Raw genomic sequence first — 16,620 nt, forward strand, 5'->3', positions numbered from 1 at the left:
CACTCCTTGAGCTCTTCGCTGATATATTCCGGGCCATTATCACACCGGATCATCGATGGTTTGCCACGCCACTCGATCACCTGCTCCAGGGCTCGTTTGACCCGCTAGGCAGGCAATGAAAAATTAACCTCTATACACAGCGCCTCACGGTTAAAGTCATCGATCACATTAAACAGTCGCACCGACCGGCCATCACTGAGCTGGTCATGCATAAAATCCATCGACCAGGAGTGATTGGGCTTGTCGGGCACAGCCAATGCTTCCGGCTTTTCACGTACCAATCGCTTTTTGGGCTTGATACGCAAGTTCAGTTCAAGCTCTCGATAAATCCGGTAGACCCGTTTGTGGTTCCAGCCAACGCCTTTGACGTTGCGCAGGTAGAGAAAACAGAGGCCAAAGCCCCCGTTGTGCTGGGTGTTGGTGATATGCAGCAACCAATCAGCTGGTTTTCATCGGCCAGCACGGGCTGATAGCGATAACAACCCTCGCTCACCTTGAACACCTGGCAAGCCAGGCGGATAGATAGGATGTAATGAGCCACGGCCTTGGTAGCCATCTCCTTGCGGGCAGATGGTGTCACCCCTTTTTTGCCATAGCCTCGGCGATGATCTCAGCCTTGAGGCGCTCCTCGGCATACATCTTCTTGAGGCGGCGGTTTTCGTCCTCCAGCTCCTTGAGACGAGTCATGAGGGAGGCATCCATCCCGCCATATTTTGAACGCCACTTGTAGAAGGTGGCGGAGCTGATGCCGTGCTCGCGGCACAGCTCAGGTACGGGTGAGCCTGACTCGGCCTGTTTGAGGATGGCGATGAACTGGGCATCGCTAAAGCGTGATGCTTTCATGTGGAACCTCCCGCGTTCAAAATACGAGAAAATTCTACCTAGGAGCACTTCAGTTTTTCGGGGGGATTACCATGTAATTGGAAGAGATATTTTGCCAGATCGATGCCGATAGTCGTCGCCTCTCTCATCAGCGGGAACTTACATTCGCCACTTTGGCACTCAGATGCCGTTTTGGGGAGGGGCGACCATCCCATTAACGCCACTCTTTTCTCTATTCATCAGGAGCATTCCACTTAATTATCTGAATTCACGTTCTTCCGTTCGGCAGGGTTAGACGAAATGACTCAGCTCAATGCCAACGGCGCTGGGATCAACGGTACATTCGATGGTCTCATTGACCCCGTTTTCGGCAAGATCCAGCCACTGTACGTCCAAGTAATGGCGCAAGACAGCGTGATAGATCACTTTCACCACCGGTTTGAGCGGCTCTTTACCGTTACGCTGCATCACAATCGCCAAGCGTTGATTCGAGAGTTGTACCAAGGTACCAACGGGATAAACCCCCATGCACTTGATAAATTTGGTGACCAGTTCAGCATCAAACTGGCGATGGCATCCTTTCAGTAGGATGCGAAATGCGTGGGTTGGCTGGACCCCTTTTTTGTAGACGCGATCTGCGGTCACGGCATCGTAAACGTCGACGATAGCACTCATTCTGGTGTAAAGAGACAGCTGCTCGCCCTTGAGTTGTCTCGGGTAGCCGGTGCCATCGAGCCGTTCGTGGTGATTGGCTGCGACTTCTAGCATGGTTGCGGTGATGCCTGGGGTCTCTTGTAAAATGCGCTGGCTGTGTACCACGTGTTGGCGCATGACGATCTGCTCTTGATCGGTTAGTTTTCCCGGTTTATTGAGCACTTCATCGGGGGTCATGATCTTGCCAATGTCGTGTAGCAATCCCCCTAGGGTCAACTCATAGAGAGTGCTGCGATCCAACTTCAGATAGCGACCAAAATGGGCGAGCAAGATAGCCACATTCATCGAATGTTCCATCAGATAGGCATCTTTTGCCCGAATGCGGGCCAGACAGAGCATGGCATCCCCATGGCTGAACATGGTATTTACCAGCGCTTCAGCGACCTCGGTCAACGAGGTGATATCGACGGGTTCTCCCGCTTTGAGCTGGCGAATAAATTTAGCTTGTAGCTCGCGTGCTGCTTGGTAGAGGCGGCGGATCTTTAACGCTCGGCTACCCGAGTGACGATGGGCGTGGTGACTAGGAACGCGACGAGTCAATGAGGCCATCAGCTCGGGGTAAGTTGTGCGCAAGCGGCTTTTTGCTAAGTCGATGCGTACCGTCAATACCCCTTGACGCACTAGGCGCTCGATCTGCCCCTGACTGGTCACTAATCCCACTTGTGCAATCTCCATCCCCCCAGTTTGGCTAGTGATAGCGATCACAAACATACCGGGTATCAGCTGATTGATGGGGATGACCGGATAGGCAGCTCGGTGCTTCATTGGCGGTACCTGCAGATTGGTTATTATCATCGTCATTTGCGTGGGATAGGGCGCAGTGTACCACCGTGGCGATGATCGCGACCATCATCCCCGTTAACGGTGGCGTTGTCAGGGGGGCGCTATATAATGTCGCCCTTTTAGCAATGGGCTCCTTTAGCGATCGACACTTGTTCGATGTCGCACCTTGTTAGAAAGCGACTCTTTTTAGTAATTAATGGTGAGGTGGTGATGCGGCTTGATAAATTTCTCTGTGACTGTTCCGATTTAACCCGCTCGCTGGCAGGCAAGCTGATTCGCCAAGGTGAGGTGATGGTGGATGGCATTGTGGTCAAGCAGCCCGCTTTTCATATCAATGAAGGGAGCCAGATTGAGTTCGATGGAGCGATCCTGACGTTGGATCAGCGTCATCGTTATTTCATGCTGCATAAACCGCAAGGGTATGTCTGCTCTAACGATGATCCAGATCACCCCACGGTGTTTTTTCTGATGGATGAACCTGCCATGGGAAAATTGCATGTGGTAGGACGGCTTGATCTTGATACCACCGGATTAGTGCTGGTGACCGATGATGGTCAGTGGTCGCATCGTATCACCTCGCCGCGCCATGAGTGTGCCAAAACCTATCATGTGTGGCTGGCAGACCCAGTGAGCCCTGATGCCATCGCGCTGTTTGCTGAGGGGGTATTACTGCGCAGTGAAACCGAAAAAACGCGCTCTGCGCAGCTGGTGCTGTTGGGAGAGCGTGAGGCGCAGTTAACCATTCACGAAGGGAAGTACCATCAGGTAAAACGGATGTTTGCAGCGATCGGTAACAAGGTGGTTGGCTTGCATCGCGAGTGTGTCGGGACGCTCGCACTGGATAGCGCCTTGGCAGAGGGCGAATACCGTGAGCTGACTGCAGCTGAGGTCGCTCAATTCTGATCATGCCCGCTAATTGATTATGAGTGCAGAGGGTGCGACAGGGATCAGGGGTGACTGATCCCTAAGACCATGGCGGTACCCAGTGTGGCGAGCAAGGCGCCCCCCCAAGCCGCCAGTGCTGGACGCTGGCCTGAGTGCCACCACAGCAGTGGTAACAGCATCACAGGGGTGGTGGAGGAGAGAATCGCAACCATCCCCACATCCGCTTGTCGCAGCGCTACCAAAATGAGCGTCATCCCCATCGCCATGGCTAAAAAGCCGTTGATGCCGATCATCCCCAGTATGTGGCGGTTAATTGGGTTAAGTGGTAACGCCAGTGGCACCCGCAGCCCCCGTAATACGCAGTGCGCCAACAGCGCGCTGGCCATGCGAACGCCAGAGGCACTTACGGCATCGACAGTGCCAGTGACCATGACTGGTTTGGCAATAATGGCACCGAGGCTTTGGCAGAGAGCGGCGGTCAAGCCGAGCGCGATGCCGATCGCCAGATGACCGCGTACCTGCTCCCATTCATGCTGCTGATTGCGTCGTCCAAAGAGGATTGCCAGCATTACTCCGCCGAGCACCAACATGGCCCCTACTAGTCGCCACCCACCGAGTCGTTCGTCAAATAGCCATAATCCAAGGAGTGCCGAGAAGAGTGCATGGCAGGAAAACAGCAGGCCACTGCGTCGTGGGCCGAGTCGGTTCATACAGGCAAACAGGGCGGTATCGCCGACAAAAATGCCGACTAAGCCAGAGAGTGCGAGCATCGGTAGTGCATGAGCGGTGAGGCTCTGCCATCCGCCAGTGAACAGGCTCATGCCGCCGAGCATGATGCTCACTAACAGCATCCGCCAGCGGCTATAGGCAAATGCCCCCAAATGCCGAGCCGGTTTCACTGAAATCAGGGCCGCTACTGCCCACAAACTGGCAGAAGCGAGCGCCAGCCATTCATAACCCATAAAAAACTCCTGAAAAAAGCCCGAAAGACACCATCTTTTGGGCAAGCCGGATACAATACGGGGCGTTTTCGGGGATAACAAGGGCGGCATTATGCATTCATCTAGGCGCGCCGTCGGCCTTCCCCCCTTGACGTGAGATGGAGCAAGGTGCTGTTCATGAACGCTGTTTTCTTGTTATCGCCAGTGTCCAGCTGGTGTTGTTCGCTACTGGTTAGCGTGTTAGTGGGCAGTTCAGCCCAAGCAACGCCGGTTGATATTCCGTTACCGCTGGCCGAGCGGCAAATCTTGGTCAAAGGCAATGGTGCCGAGCCTGATACTTTAGATCCTGCCCTAGTGCGCTCGGGCTTTCCTAGTGAAGTGATCTTGGTTGACTTGTTCGAAGGGCTGGTGACCGAGGATGGTTCCGGCAACATCGTACCCGCTCAAGCCTTGCGGTGGGAAACCAGCCGCGATGGTCTAGTGTGGCGTTTTTTTTTGCGGCCCAACTTGTCATGGTCTAATGGTGAGCCGCTAACGGCTAGCGACTTCGTCTATGCCTGGCGCCGGCTGCTTGATCCTGCGATTGGTTCACCTTCCGCTGGGCTGATGTTGGCCAGTGGGCTGAACAATGCCCAATCTATTTATGCCGGAGCGCTTGATTTAGGAGCTTTGGGGGTAGAGGCCGAAAGCGAGCAGATTTTAAAAGTCACCTTAGAGCGTCCCGTGCCTTATTTTCTGCAACTGATTAGCCAGCGCCCTTTTGTGCCGGTCAATCAGCGGGCGATCCGCCAATTTGGCCCGCAATGGACGGCGCCTGGTAGGTTGGTCAGTAACGGGGCGTATAAGTTGGTGAATTGGGTGCCCCATGAGCGGGTGGAAGCGGTGCGTAACGCCCACTATTGGGATGACCTGCATACCCGTATCCAGCGGGTGACCTATTTGCCGTTAGCATCCCAACATGCTGAGCAGTTGCGCTACCAAACCGGAGAGATCCAGCTGACCAATAGGGTGGCGTTGGGGTATTACCAAGCGATGAAACAGACGGCCCCCGAACGAATGTGGGGACTCCCGCTGCTTGGCACCTATCTGTACAGCTTCAATTTGCGCCGCCCTGAGTTACAAGATGTCCGAGTGCGGCGTGCGCTCTCGATGGCCATTGACCGGCAGCGCCTGACTGACGTGGTGAGCGGGCAAGGGGAGTTACCCGCTTGGTCTTTACTGCCTGCCATGCCGGAGTATCCAGCGTTGGTGAGTCCGTTGGCAGGGGAGGATCAGCCTACTCGGCTTACTCAAGCGGCTGCCTTAATGGCGCAGGCCGGCTATAGCCGTGCTCATCCACTCCCCCTGACCCTCACCTACAACCGATCGGAAAATCATAAAAACATGGCGCTTGCGGTCTCCGCCATGTGGCAGCCCCTTGGGGTTGAGGTCACATTGACTGAGCTGGAGTGGGGCAAGTATCAGCAGGCTAAAGAGAGTGGCGATTTTAGCGTGGCTCGTAGTTTCCTCTTTGGGGATTATGTGGAGCCCTCTGCCATGCTCAATAGCTTTCGCTGCCAGGACCCACAAAATGAGAGCGGATACTGTGATCCTGAGTTTGATGCACGGTTACAACAAGCCTCAGAGACCTTGGATAAGGCCACGCGAACGGCTCGTTATCAGGCCGCCGAGCAGCTGTTGCTGGATCAGGTGCCCATTATTCCGATCTATCACTACAACCAAATGAGGCTGATTGATCCCACCTTACGTGGTTTGCCAAGCCAAAATTTAAAAGGGGCGATTGCAACGAAAGACCTCTACTTTAGTCGCCAGTAAGGGGGATAAACAAATCCCAGTTGCTCTGGCATGGCCGATGCTGCTGGCTATGGCCAGTGTTGCGGAAAAACGTAAACGCGCACCCGACGATGGTAAGTAAACAGATGGCAGCGAGTGATAACGATGAGGGTGGTTTATTCCCCTAGGGCAGATGAGATTAAGCGAGTAATGCGCTCTGCTAACTCATTAAAACAGGGGCGGCGTACCGAGTAGTGGCGGTAAAATAAGGAGATGATACGTTGCGGGATCGGGTCAATGACCGGGCGATAACTCACACCTGCCGCATCGTGGGCGACCGGTACGGCCAGTTTGGGCATCAAGGTCATGCCGCTTCCTGCCGCCACCATGTTGCGTAGTGTCTCCAGACTGGTGCCCTTAAAGCGCGTATCTTCCTCAATACCGCCCGCAAAACAAAACCCCATCGCTTGATCGCGTAAGCAGTGGCCATCGGCCAACATCAACATCTTTTGGCCTTTGAGGTGACTAAGTGGTAGCTGCGTTGCTAGGGCATCTGGGTGATGTTGAGGCAGTGCTAACCACATGGGTTCCTCATAAAGCGCAAGAGAGCCCACCCCTTCGATGTTGGCGAGCTCCGCCATGACCACACAATCGAGTAGCCCCTCTTCTAATTTTTTCAACAAGCTCTGTGTCTGCTCTTCGTAGAGATAAAATTCCAGCCGAGGAAAGTGGCTGCGCAAATCTTGGATGATCAGCGGTAATAAATAGGGGCCAACGGTGGGAATAAACCCAATATGGATCTCGCCAGACATCGGATCAGCAAAATAGTGACCGATATTCTTCAGTTCTCGCACCTCTTTGAGTACCTGTCTCGCTTGGCGAGCCATGGCATCGCCTGCGGAGGTGAACAGCACTTTGCGTGAAGTTCGCTCGATCAAAATCACGCCTAATTCATCTTCCAATTTCCGCAGTTGACCACTCAAGGTTGGCTGGCTTACAAAACAGCGCTCAGCGGCTTTACGAAAATGTTTTTCTTCTTCCAGTGCTACCAAATATTCAAGATCGCGAATATTCATACGATATAGGTCCAATGTGAAAGGAGACAATTTAGGATGCCCAATATCAGCCAATGGAACAAGTCATTGGCGATAAGGCAATAATGAGGAGAGCGTAGTGTTAAATGGGTACCCAATATTAGGTTACAACAAGGGTAGCTAAAAAATCAGTATAAAAAACACTCAGTAATATTGATGTGAAGGCGCGTAGCTAACCAATATTAAGTCGAAGGCAAGTGGAGAAACATCGAGACCCACATTTATCTGTCGCCAAGGGCTAAGTTCACTTTGTGCTGAACCAATAAATTTTCAGTGGGAGGCGGTAGCTGTAAGTAGAATCCCTGCTGATTGAGCGCGGCCATCACCTTGTTGACGTCAGCCAGCCCTAAGGGTTTAGTGAGATCCAATTTGGTCATCAATACTAGCTCCGGGCGACCAAATGTGGTCATCAGAATCTCAGGTACTCGGGAAAAATCTTCTCGCCGTTCTACAAAAAGATAGGTCTCAGCTTTTTTGCGACTTTTATAGACTGCACACAACATATAAATTGATATAATCCGATGAGTTTATTGCCTCTGATGGGGGCAAACTATAACATCAGAAATTGAATAACAATAACGGATTGCCGTCTCTGTCTTGGGGAATTTCATGGTTGAGCGCGATAACGAATTGAAAGGAACTACGTTCACCATTTCAGTGTTACATATTGGTGATGGTGAGCCCGAGCGGATCCGGCAACTGTTAGCGGAGAAAGTGGCACAAGCGCCCTATTTTTTTAATTGCGCTCCGCTGGTTATTAATGTGTCTCGGTTAGAACAGATTCCCAATTTTGAGCAGCTAAAAGAGCTGGTTGAGTTAGAAGAGTTTGTGTTAGTGGGCATTACAGGGGCCCGTGATGAAAAGATGAAGACGGCAGCTAAGGCGGCTGGTTTGGCTGTCATGGCCTCGGGAAAAAGCCGCACTATTCCCCCTGAGCCTGCGCGTGATGTCGCCCCTCTCGCTGAACCAACCCCTGAACTGCCAGCAGTGATCCCAACCAAGGTGCATGTGGGCCCCGTGCGTTCGGGCCAGCAGATTTATGCGGCAGGCACGTCGTTGGTTGTGCTGGGATCGGTTAGCCCCGGAGCTGAAGTCCTCGCTGATGACAGTATTCATATTTATGGCGCCCTACGTGGTAGGGCCATCGCTGGAGCCATGGGTAACAATCAGGCCCGTATCTATTGCCAGCACTTAGAGGCTGAATTGATCTCTATCGCAGGAACATTTCAACTGAGCGATGCCTTGCCAAGTGATTTTATGCAGCAACCGGCGCATATCCGGTTGGATAATGAACAACTCCATATAGACAGCATCAAATAGCGTTACTAAGGAAGCGAGAATGGCGCGAATCATAGTCGTTACATCCGGTAAAGGTGGCGTTGGTAAGACCACAACGAGCGCGGCCTTGAGTACCGGTTTAGCTCAGCGTGGCCACAAAACGGTGGTGATCGATTTTGATATCGGTCTGCGCAACTTAGACCTCATTATGGGGTGTGAGCGCCGAGTAGTGTATGATTTTGTCAATGTTATCAATGGTGAAGCCAACCTCAATCAGGCTTTGATCAAAGATAAACGATCTGAAAATCTTTACATTCTGCCGGCCTCACAGACCCGAGACAAGGATGCGCTAACCCATGAGGGGGTTAGCAAAGTGCTGGAACAGCTGGCTGAAATGAAGTTTGATTACATCGTGTGCGACTCTCCGGCGGGGATCGAATCGGGCGCGCTGATGGCGCTCTACTTTGCCGATGAGGCCATTGTGACCACTAACCCAGAAGTCTCTTCTGTGCGTGACTCTGATCGGATTTTGGGGATTTTAGCGTCGAAATCCCGTCGTGCAGAGCGTGGCGAAGAGCCGATAAAAGAGCATTTGCTGCTGACGAGATATTGCCCTACCCGTGTGAGTCGGGGGGATATGTTGAGTGTGCAGGATGTGCAGGATATTTTGGCTATCCCGTTACTGGGGGTTATTCCTGAATCTCAGGCAGTACTGCGTGCCTCTAACTCGGGTGAGCCCGTTATCCTCGATAAAGAGTCGGATGCGGGACAAGCCTATGAAGACGCAGTCTCTCGCTTGCTTGGGGATACCAAGGAGTTTCGTTTTCTGGAAGAAGAGAAGAAGGGCTTCTTTAGCCGACTGTTCGGGAGTTAACTATGTCATTATTGGATTATTTTCGTTCCAACAAGAAACAGAACACCGCACAACTGGCCAAAGAGCGGTTGCAGATCATTGTTGCTCACGAGCGTTCATCCAGAGGGGGGCCAGATTATCTACCCCAACTCAAACAAGATATCCTGGATGTGATCCGCAAGTATGTGAATATTGATCCCAATCAGATCACGGTTCAGCTAGATCAGAAAAGTGATGCGCTGTCAGTGCTCGAACTCAATATCACCTTTGCGGATGATAAAAAGGGGATGAGTTGACACCTTATGTCCAGCCTCGTTGTTAATTAGAAACCGGAACCATCCTATGGCTCCGGTTTTTTATTGCCAAGTATTAGGCTCAATTGCCGAGTCTCTCGCCAATAAGATAGCTGGCAGTTAGAATAGCGCGGCCATTAACTATGGATGGTCACTCATGTTTTATTTTTAAATAGATACAAATGGGGTATGTCTTTGCAAGACGAAATATACAGTGTTGAAGCGTTACTTGATACCGCATTGGAGCTCTTTATGGAGTTAGCCTCCGATAATCTGCCGGAGCATGAGATAACTCTTTTCAATGACGCGTTTAACAGCCGTGGTTTGTTGGCTGAAACGGAGCCTAGTGAAGAGTGGGAAGCGGATGTCGGCTTTGCCGTGAATGATGCTGACTATGCCGAGGTGTGGGTCGGGCTTGGCAATCCCCAACAAGAGTACGAACACCTGTTTGCCCGCATGTTACTTTCCCGTCGCATTGATGAAAAATTTTGTCATATCGAATGGTTACCTCAATAACACCAGCCCTCGATGAGCGGCGGCTTCCCCCTGCTGCCCCAACACCGATAAGGTCTTCGCTTGGCCGTAAAATAGTACGTTGGGCTGGTCATGTCGTACTGGCTGCTCTGATCAGCTCTGTGCTCTCGGTGGCGCTGTTACGGTTTATTGATCCTCCAATGTGGAGTTGGCGCCTTGAGCGGGCACTGTTCCCGCCAGCGAAGGTCACTGATGTTAAACATGATTGGGTGGCGCTGAGCGAGATATCCAAAGAGTTACAGCTGGCGGTCATCGCCGCAGAGGATCAGCGTTTTACCCGCCATCATGGGTTTGATATGGCGGCAATTAGCGCCGCATTCAAACACAACCAGCAGAGTGAGCGGGTAAGAGGGGGAAGCACATTAAGTCAGCAGGCGGCCAAAAATCTCTTTATGTGGAGTGAGCGTAGCGTGATCCGCAAGGGGATTGAGGCGTGGTTCACGCTGCTGATGGAATTGGGATGGGACAAGTCGCGGATCCTTGAGGTATATCTGAATATCGTGGAGTTTGGTCCCGGTATTTATGGCGCAGAAGCGGCGGCGAAACACTACTTTGGTAAATCAGCTGCCCGCCTGACTCGATATGAAGCCTCACTACTTGCCGCCGTGTTACCTAATCCTTGGCGATATCGCATTAAACCGGCCTCTCCTTATGTGCAAAAACGTTCGGCATGGATACGGCGTCAGATGGTACAGTTGGGTCATATAACGCTTAAAGAGATGCAGCAAACTGAGTAATATTTTGAGGTTTGGGTGCACCGCTGTGGATAACCAGAGCATCATGGATGCATCATCATGCCATGTGATCTGAAAGTCCCCCTCTTTAATTATCCGTTTGCTGCGACCTCTTATATCCCATGAGCTGGTTGTGGCTCGTTACTTGATTACCCTTGATGTGCTTGGAGTTATTTTATGGAGCAGCGTACCCCAGATCAGTTAGTTGAGTGGGCCTATGATCAGTTTCTTGAGCAGGCTGCTGATATGCTGGCACCAGAACAAATAGTCGATATCACCTTAGAGTTTGAGCAGCGTGGAGCCGTTGAGGCGACTCTCCCTAACGCGGATTGGTCAGCTGAGCTGGGAATGCCTGTCGACATAGCGTTATGGGTCGAAGTGCAGGTCGGATTGCTCGATCATCAAGATGAATTTGAGGTGCTCTTTGCCAGCTTCTTGCTGCCTCGTTATGTCACGGAAGAGGCGACCTATGTCCGGTGGTATCGTCAGCAGCAAGCTTAATCAGGGCTCATGGAGGAGCGGCGAGTCAGCTTGTGTTATGGCTATAAGTCGGCATGTGGCCTCATTATAGTCTCTCCATCGTTTCACTGTTGCCGCTCTCGGAGCCGTCATAATCGTAACGTCATCGCGGTTTAACAGTTTGATTCTTAACTGCTTAAATGAAAAGAGGACGTTGCGCTGTCCTCTTTTTTAGTGGTTATCTCATCTATCACCAATGCGGGTCACTGATCTGCGCTATGGCGTCTGCATGGCTAGCGCTATGGGCTCAAGGTTCCTGCCCGATCCTGTTACTCAGGCAGTGTCGACACCAGCAAGCACTGGCTTCACCGAGCGGGAGTGCAGTCAGCTGGCTACACCAGCAGTGCGAGATGGGCTCGCCAGCGGAGACCGCGCAATAGGTGGGGTTGCCACAACCCGGGCATGAATGGGTGCTTTTGGTACCCTCCAGCTCAGCCATGACGGCCAATTGGGATCGCTCATCCATGGATGACCAGCGGGTAATTTCTGTCAGGGTGCGTCCACAACCAACACATAACCCCCCTTTGGCTTGGCAACGACTGCTGCAGGGGCTTGGCATCTATTCGTCGTCCGCCGCGGGTTTGACTAAGGTGATGGCATGAGCCTCAATGACGATTTTCCCTTGTTTGTAGAGCCCACCGATGGCTTTTTTAAAGGTGCCTTTACTCATGCCCAGCAATTTGTAGATAAGTTCTGGCTCGCTTTTATCGCCCAGTGCCAAACTGCCACCTTGCTTTTTGATCCGAGTGAGGATGCGTTCGCTGGCATCCTCTACGTTGGCCATACCTGGTTTTTGCAGGGTTAAATCGAGTTTGCCATCTTCACGCACTTGCTTGACCCATGCCGTCTGCGGACGACCGGTGAGCACACGGCCAAACACCTCATTCTTGAACAGCATGCCGGGATATTGACCGTTGACGATGACTTTAATACCAAGAGGAGAATGCTCGCCGGGGAGTGCTGTCACCTCATCCCCGACCTTGAAACCGCTGGTTGCATCATTTAGAAAACGCTCAAGGCGGCTGGTAGCGACCATGCGCCCTTCATTATCGAGCTGCAAACGCACAAGATAGACATGGCCAACCTGCATCGGTTTGTTTTGCTCGCGGCTTGGCACGAACAGATCTTTTTTCATTCCCCAATCAAGAAATGCCCCCACTTTGTTGGCATTAATGACCTTTAGACCGGCAAATTCATCCACCATGGCAAAAGGCTTATCGGTGGTGATCACCGGCTCGCAGTCGGCATCCAGATAAAGGAAGACCGCCACGTTGTCGCCCTCTTTTACCCCATCAGGTAGCTGGCGTTTAGGCAGGAGCAACTCACCGTATTCGTCTGCCGCGAGCCAAGCTCCGCGATCTTCGAGTTCAACGATGGTGAGGGAGTTCATTTTGCCGATCTGTATCATGCTGCTCTCTTTTTTCATTACCCTAGCGGGCTGACCCAATGGTCGCGCATGTTACCTCAAGAGCCCTGCTCTGACCTAGCTGGTTGTGCCTGATGAGGGGTTGCACGCGCGAGGCATGATCGCCATCCTGGGTGTTTTGGGCATGGCACGTTGTCGGTGATTCATCTCAGGATCGTGTTAGTTACTGACTAAATGAGCCAGATTGCTCGATCTTGGCCGTTTGCCGTGCTCAACAGCACATTTCATCCTAATACCCTCGGACAAACCTCTTTGTGTTTTGTATCATCAGCCTCTAACAACAGAAACGCCATGAAACGCGGCCCGAACAAGGTGTCATATGCCCAGAATTATACCGTTACTCGAACACTATCCTCCTTACCAGCTAGTCCATGCCGCTGAGATGTTGCGGGATACCTTTGAGCAATTTTATCAACAGCGCTATCAACTCACCGTTCCTCAATGGCGCTTAATGATGGTGCTCGGGCCGCACTATCCCATCAGTCAAAAAGAGCTGGTCGAGACGAGCGGCATGGACAAGGTACGGATTTCCCGTGAAATTCGTCGTTTGGTCGCAAAGGGCATTCTGTTTACCGAAAACGACGAGCAAGATAAGCGGATTAGTTTGGTATCGCTGACTCACCAAGGCCTTGCTCTCTTTGTGCAGCTCAAAGAGGAAGCGGGTAGTTGGCAGCACACGTTGACTGATTATTTACCGGGAGCGTTTCGTGAGGCGATCCGTCAGCACCTGCATACCGTCAGCAGTGCTATCGAACAGTTACAATCGCTCGATAAGGAGCCGCAAGAATGATCCTAAAACAGTTTGCCACCATGGACGTTAATATGTTGGTCAGTGTTATCAACATGCAGTTACGCGACCAGTATGAAGATCTTGAGGATCTCTGTAAGGCGCAAGATCTCGATCAAGCGGCGCTGGTGAGCCGTCTGGCCGCAGCGCATTTTCACTATCAGCCGCAGCATAAACAGTTCAAATAATCGATGAAATCGGTGTGATAAGCGCCAACATGATGAATATCCGTCGCCCCTGATGGCTCGCTCGAAACGGGATGTGCGATGATGGGCACGCCGTTAACCTTGCCCGCGATGTCGCTGCCACGTCATGGCATTGCTTGATCATCTACCCACTTTGTTTTCTCACTGCCTCGCCCCTGTTGCGGGGGAATCGGGGTTGATCTGTCTGTTCGTATCGTTTTCACTGGGTATTTACGTTAGAATCGCGCCGTTTTTTCCTGGCTGCCAATGGATGATGCTGATGAAAGATTTTCTGATTGCCCCCTCGATCCTCTCCGCCAATTTTGCTCGTTTAGGGGATGATGTCGCCAACGTGTTGGCTGCTGGTGCTGACGTGGTTCACTTCGATGTGATGGATAACCACTATGTACCCAATCTGACCATTGGCCCCATGGTCTGTCAGGCGCTGCGTGACTATGGTATCGAGGCGCCCATCGACGTACATCTGATGGTCAAGCCGGTGGATCGTATCATTCCCGATTTTGCCAAGGCGGGAGCGTCGCTGATTACTTTCCATCCAGAAGCGTCCGACCACGTTGACCGCTCGCTGGGCCTGATCAAGGAGCTGGGCTGTCAGGCGGGTCTGGTGCTCAATCCCGCAACGTCTCTCTCCTGCCTCGAGTATGTGATGGACAAGCTGGACGTGATCCTGCTGATGTCAGTCAACCCGGGCTTTGGTGGTCAGAGCTTCATCCCCGGCACCCTCGACAAGCTGCGGCAGGTGCGTCGCCTGATCAACGAGAGCGGCCGCGATATCCGTCTCGAGATTGATGGTGGGGTGAAGGTCGACAACATCCGTGAAATTGCTGAAGCGGGCGCCGACATGTTTGTCGCCGGCTCGGCCATTTTCAGCCAGCCTGACTACAAGGCAGTGATCGACAAGATGCGTGCGGAGCTGGCTCATGTCACACCCTGAGCGCGCATTTGACTTGGTGCTGTTCGATTTGGACGGCACCCTGATCGACAGTGCCGCCCAGCTGGCGCAGGCGGTCAATCTGACCCTGACCGATCTGGGTCTAGCCCATGCCGATGAAGCGGTGATCCGTACCTGGGTGGGCAATGGTGCCGATAAGCTGATCCAGCGGGCGCTCGCCTATCGCGAGGCCGACCCTGAGCTACTGACCAACGCTCGCCCGATATTTTTTCAGCATTACAACGCCTGCCTGCTGCAAGGGCTAGCCATGTATGACGGCGTAGTGCACAGTCTGCGTCGCCTGCAAACCCTAGGCTACAAGCAGGCGATTGTGACCAACAAGCCGAGCGACTTTGTGGCCCCCATCCTCGATGCCCTTGGCATCAGCGATTGTTTTGCACTTTGGCTTGGCGGCAACTGCGTGCCGGTCAAGAAGCCGAGCCCGGAGCCCTTGCTGCACGCCTGTCAGACATTGGGAGTGAGCCCAGCGCGTACCCTGATGGTGGGCGACTCCGAAAATGACGTGCTGGCGGCCAAGGCGGCTGGCATCAAGGTGGTGGGTCTTACTTACGGCTATAACTATGGCCGCCCCATTGCTGACTCCCAGCCAGATTGGGTGTTTGAACACTTTTCCCAGCTCGATACATTGCTCAATTAAGCTCGCTTACGGGCCGGCCGAATAATAAGGATTAACACTCTCATGACTAAACCAATTGTATTGAGCGGAGCGCAACCCTCCGGCCAACTGACCATCGGCAATTACATGGGGGCCCTGCGTCAGTGGGTCAACATGCAGGATGAGTTCGACTGCCTCTACTGCATTGTCGACTTGCACGCCATTACCACCCGGCAAGACCCCGTGGCCCTGCGTAAAGCCTGTCTGGATGCGGCTGCCCTCTATCTGGCGGTCGGCATTGATCCCAAGAAGAGCACCGTGTTCATCCAGTCGCACGTACCGCAGCATGCCGAGCTCGGTTGGGTGCTCAATTGCTACACCCAGATGGGCGAGCTATCGCGCATGACTCAATTTAAGGACAAGTCCGCCCGTTTCGAGCACAACGTCAACGTTGGCTTGTTCGGTTATCCGGTACTGATGGCCGCCGATATTTTGCTTTATCAGCCTAATCAGGTACCGGTCGGTAACGATCAAAAACAGCATCTGGAGCTGACTCGCGACATTTGCACCCGCTTCAACAACCTCTATGGCGAGGTGTTCACCCTGCCGGAGCCCTTTATTCCGGCTGAAGGGGCGCGGGTGATGAGCCTGCAGGAGCCGACTAAAAAGATGTCCAAGTCGGATGACAACGAAGCCAACTTCATCGGTTTGCTCGAAGATCCCAAGGTCATCATTAAGAAAATTAAACGGGCGGTAACCGATTCAGACGAACCGGCGGTGGTTCGTTTTGATCCGGAGAACAAGCCGGGAGTCTCCAACTTGCTGACTCTGATGTCTGGGGTAACAGGCCGCTCCATTCCTGAGCTGGAGCAGCACTTTGAAGGCAAGATGTATGGCCATCTCAAGACCGAGACCGCTGACGCCGTGGTCGCGCTGCTGGCGCCGATCCAAGCGCGTTTTCAAGCACTGCGGCAGGATGAGGCCCATTTGATATCTGTTTTGGCTGAAGGTGCACAAAAGGCACGCAAAAGGGCTGAAAAAACCTTAACGAGCGTATATGATGTGCTCGGTTTTGTACCACGTGCGTAAATATGCGGTGCAAACATAATCAAGAAAGCTGGGTATTTACTCGGCTTTCCTTTCCTAAATAATTAATTGTTTTAATTTTTTATTTTAACCTGGGTAATTTCCTCAAGAGTAAGCATGTCTGTTCAACTAAATATTTCTGCTGAAGAGTTAAGTGACAAGGGTCACTGGCTACGCAAATTTCGCAAAGCGAAAAATATTAATACCCTCCAATTGATGGTTTCAAACGCCATTGACCGACACTATAAGAGCCCAGCCATTGCGGCCGCTATTTACTTAGCTGAGTGCCAGCGTGAGCGTGAAATGGAGCAAGGCCGTTTTCTCGATCGTTAAATTTTTGCCGTT

20 protein-coding genes and 1 pseudogene are annotated in these 16,620 nt (G+C 52.4%); 14 read left to right on the top strand and 7 right to left on the bottom strand.

All coding sequences use genetic code 11. The features are described from left to right. Nucleotides 1–843 (bottom strand): annotated as a pseudogene (locus CUC53_RS11970) (IS3 family transposase); the annotation flags it as partial. 270 nt (nt 844–1,113) lie between these two features. Then, complete coding sequence (locus CUC53_RS11975) at nt 1,114–2,301, bottom strand: HD-GYP domain-containing protein (RefSeq protein ID WP_100294379.1); 1,188 nt, start codon at nt 2,299–2,301, stop codon at nt 1,114–1,116. 228 nt (nt 2,302–2,529) lie between these two features. Between CUC53_RS11975 and rsuA the strand changes: the two genes are divergently transcribed. Continuing rightward, on the top strand, nt 2,530–3,222 hold the full coding sequence (gene rsuA / locus CUC53_RS11980) for a 16S rRNA pseudouridine(516) synthase RsuA (protein ID WP_100294380.1): 693 nt from the start codon (nt 2,530–2,532) through the stop codon (nt 3,220–3,222). Nucleotides 3,223–3,266: 44 nt separating this feature from the next. Here rsuA and CUC53_RS11985 read toward each other — a convergent pair whose 3' ends face one another. Further along, nucleotides 3,267–4,166, bottom strand: coding sequence for a DMT family transporter (locus CUC53_RS11985; protein WP_100294381.1), 900 nt, complete (start codon nt 4,164–4,166; stop codon nt 3,267–3,269). A 156-nt stretch (nt 4,167–4,322) separates the two neighbouring features. On the opposite strand from CUC53_RS11985, the gene CUC53_RS11990 reads away from it, so the two are divergent. Further along, on the top strand, nt 4,323–5,960 hold the full coding sequence (locus CUC53_RS11990) for a peptide ABC transporter substrate-binding protein (RefSeq protein ID WP_100294382.1): 1,638 nt from the start codon (nt 4,323–4,325) through the stop codon (nt 5,958–5,960). Between the two features lie 134 nt (nt 5,961–6,094). On the opposite strand, the gene oxyR is transcribed toward CUC53_RS11990, so the two are convergent. Continuing rightward, nucleotides 6,095–6,994, bottom strand: a complete 900-nt coding sequence (oxyR, locus tag CUC53_RS11995; protein ID WP_100294383.1) for a DNA-binding transcriptional regulator OxyR — start codon at nt 6,992–6,994, stop codon at nt 6,095–6,097. Nucleotides 6,995–7,233: 239 nt separating this feature from the next. Next, entirely contained in the window at nt 7,234–7,515 is a 282-nt protein-coding gene (locus tag CUC53_RS12000) for a YcgL domain-containing protein (RefSeq protein ID WP_100294384.1), read from the bottom strand. Between the two features lie 106 nt (nt 7,516–7,621). On the opposite strand from CUC53_RS12000, the gene minC reads away from it, so the two are divergent. The 6 genes from minC (at nt 7,622) to CUC53_RS12030 (ending at nt 11,205) form a co-directional block, all read left to right on the top strand. After that, the gene (gene minC, locus CUC53_RS12005) at nt 7,622–8,332 is read left to right on the top strand and encodes a septum site-determining protein MinC (RefSeq protein ID WP_100294385.1); all 711 of its coding nucleotides are present in this window, start codon (nt 7,622–7,624) and stop codon (nt 8,330–8,332) included. 19 nt (nt 8,333–8,351) lie between these two features. Continuing rightward, entirely contained in the window at nt 8,352–9,164 is an 813-nt protein-coding gene (gene minD / locus CUC53_RS12010; protein ID WP_100294386.1) for a septum site-determining protein MinD, read from the top strand. A gap of 2 nt (nt 9,165–9,166) precedes the next feature. Continuing rightward, nucleotides 9,167–9,439, top strand: coding sequence for a cell division topological specificity factor MinE (gene minE / locus CUC53_RS12015; protein ID WP_100294387.1), 273 nt, complete (start codon nt 9,167–9,169; stop codon nt 9,437–9,439). A 186-nt stretch (nt 9,440–9,625) separates the two neighbouring features. Further along, nucleotides 9,626–9,952 (top strand): HI1450 family dsDNA-mimic protein, encoded by a 327-nt coding sequence (locus tag CUC53_RS12020; RefSeq protein WP_167386748.1) that lies wholly within the window; start codon nt 9,626–9,628, stop codon nt 9,950–9,952. Further along, entirely contained in the window at nt 9,937–10,707 is a 771-nt protein-coding gene (gene mtgA / locus CUC53_RS12025; protein WP_167386749.1) for a monofunctional biosynthetic peptidoglycan transglycosylase, read from the top strand. Before CUC53_RS12020 ends, mtgA begins: the two co-directional genes overlap by 16 nt. 174 nt (nt 10,708–10,881) lie before the next feature. Further along, on the top strand, nt 10,882–11,205 hold the full coding sequence (locus CUC53_RS12030) for an HI1450 family dsDNA-mimic protein (RefSeq protein WP_100294388.1): 324 nt from the start codon (nt 10,882–10,884) through the stop codon (nt 11,203–11,205). 265 nt (nt 11,206–11,470) lie between these two features. Here CUC53_RS12030 and CUC53_RS12035 read toward each other — a convergent pair whose 3' ends face one another. Beyond that, nucleotides 11,471–11,782, bottom strand: a complete 312-nt coding sequence (locus CUC53_RS12035) for a DUF1289 domain-containing protein (protein ID WP_100294389.1) — start codon at nt 11,780–11,782, stop codon at nt 11,471–11,473. After that, nucleotides 11,783–12,649 carry a CvfB family protein gene (locus CUC53_RS12040; protein WP_100294390.1) on the bottom strand — a complete coding sequence of 289 codons (867 nt, stop codon included), beginning with the start codon at nt 12,647–12,649 and terminating at the stop codon, nt 11,783–11,785. Between the two features lie 319 nt (nt 12,650–12,968). Between CUC53_RS12040 and CUC53_RS12045 the strand changes: the two genes are divergently transcribed. The 6 genes from CUC53_RS12045 to CUC53_RS12070 all read left to right on the top strand — a co-directional run bounded on the left by CUC53_RS12045 (nt 12,969) and on the right by CUC53_RS12070 (nt 16,608). Beyond that, a complete protein-coding gene (locus tag CUC53_RS12045; protein WP_100294391.1) occupies nt 12,969–13,439 on the top strand; it encodes a MarR family winged helix-turn-helix transcriptional regulator in 471 nt (156 codons plus the stop codon). After that, nucleotides 13,436–13,624, top strand: a complete 189-nt coding sequence (locus CUC53_RS12050; protein ID WP_100294392.1) for a DUF4250 domain-containing protein — start codon at nt 13,436–13,438, stop codon at nt 13,622–13,624. Before CUC53_RS12045 ends, CUC53_RS12050 begins: the two co-directional genes overlap by 4 nt. Nucleotides 13,625–13,901: 277 nt before the next feature. Beyond that, complete coding sequence (gene rpe, locus CUC53_RS12055) at nt 13,902–14,576, top strand: ribulose-phosphate 3-epimerase (protein WP_100294393.1); 675 nt, start codon at nt 13,902–13,904, stop codon at nt 14,574–14,576. After that, nucleotides 14,563–15,231 (top strand): phosphoglycolate phosphatase, encoded by a 669-nt coding sequence (locus CUC53_RS12060; protein ID WP_100294394.1) that lies wholly within the window; start codon nt 14,563–14,565, stop codon nt 15,229–15,231. Before rpe ends, CUC53_RS12060 begins: the two co-directional genes overlap by 14 nt. A gap of 42 nt (nt 15,232–15,273) precedes the next feature. After that, complete coding sequence (gene trpS, locus CUC53_RS12065; protein WP_100294395.1) at nt 15,274–16,278, top strand: tryptophan--tRNA ligase; 1,005 nt, start codon at nt 15,274–15,276, stop codon at nt 16,276–16,278. A gap of 114 nt (nt 16,279–16,392) precedes the next feature. Beyond that, nucleotides 16,393–16,608, top strand: coding sequence for a hypothetical protein (locus CUC53_RS12070; protein WP_100294396.1), 216 nt, complete (start codon nt 16,393–16,395; stop codon nt 16,606–16,608). Nucleotides 16,609–16,620 lie beyond the last annotated feature (12 nt).

The sequence above is a fragment of the Aeromonas cavernicola genome, from assembly GCF_002795305.1.
Classification (GTDB): Bacteria; Pseudomonadota; Gammaproteobacteria; order Enterobacterales; family Aeromonadaceae; genus Aeromonas; species Aeromonas cavernicola.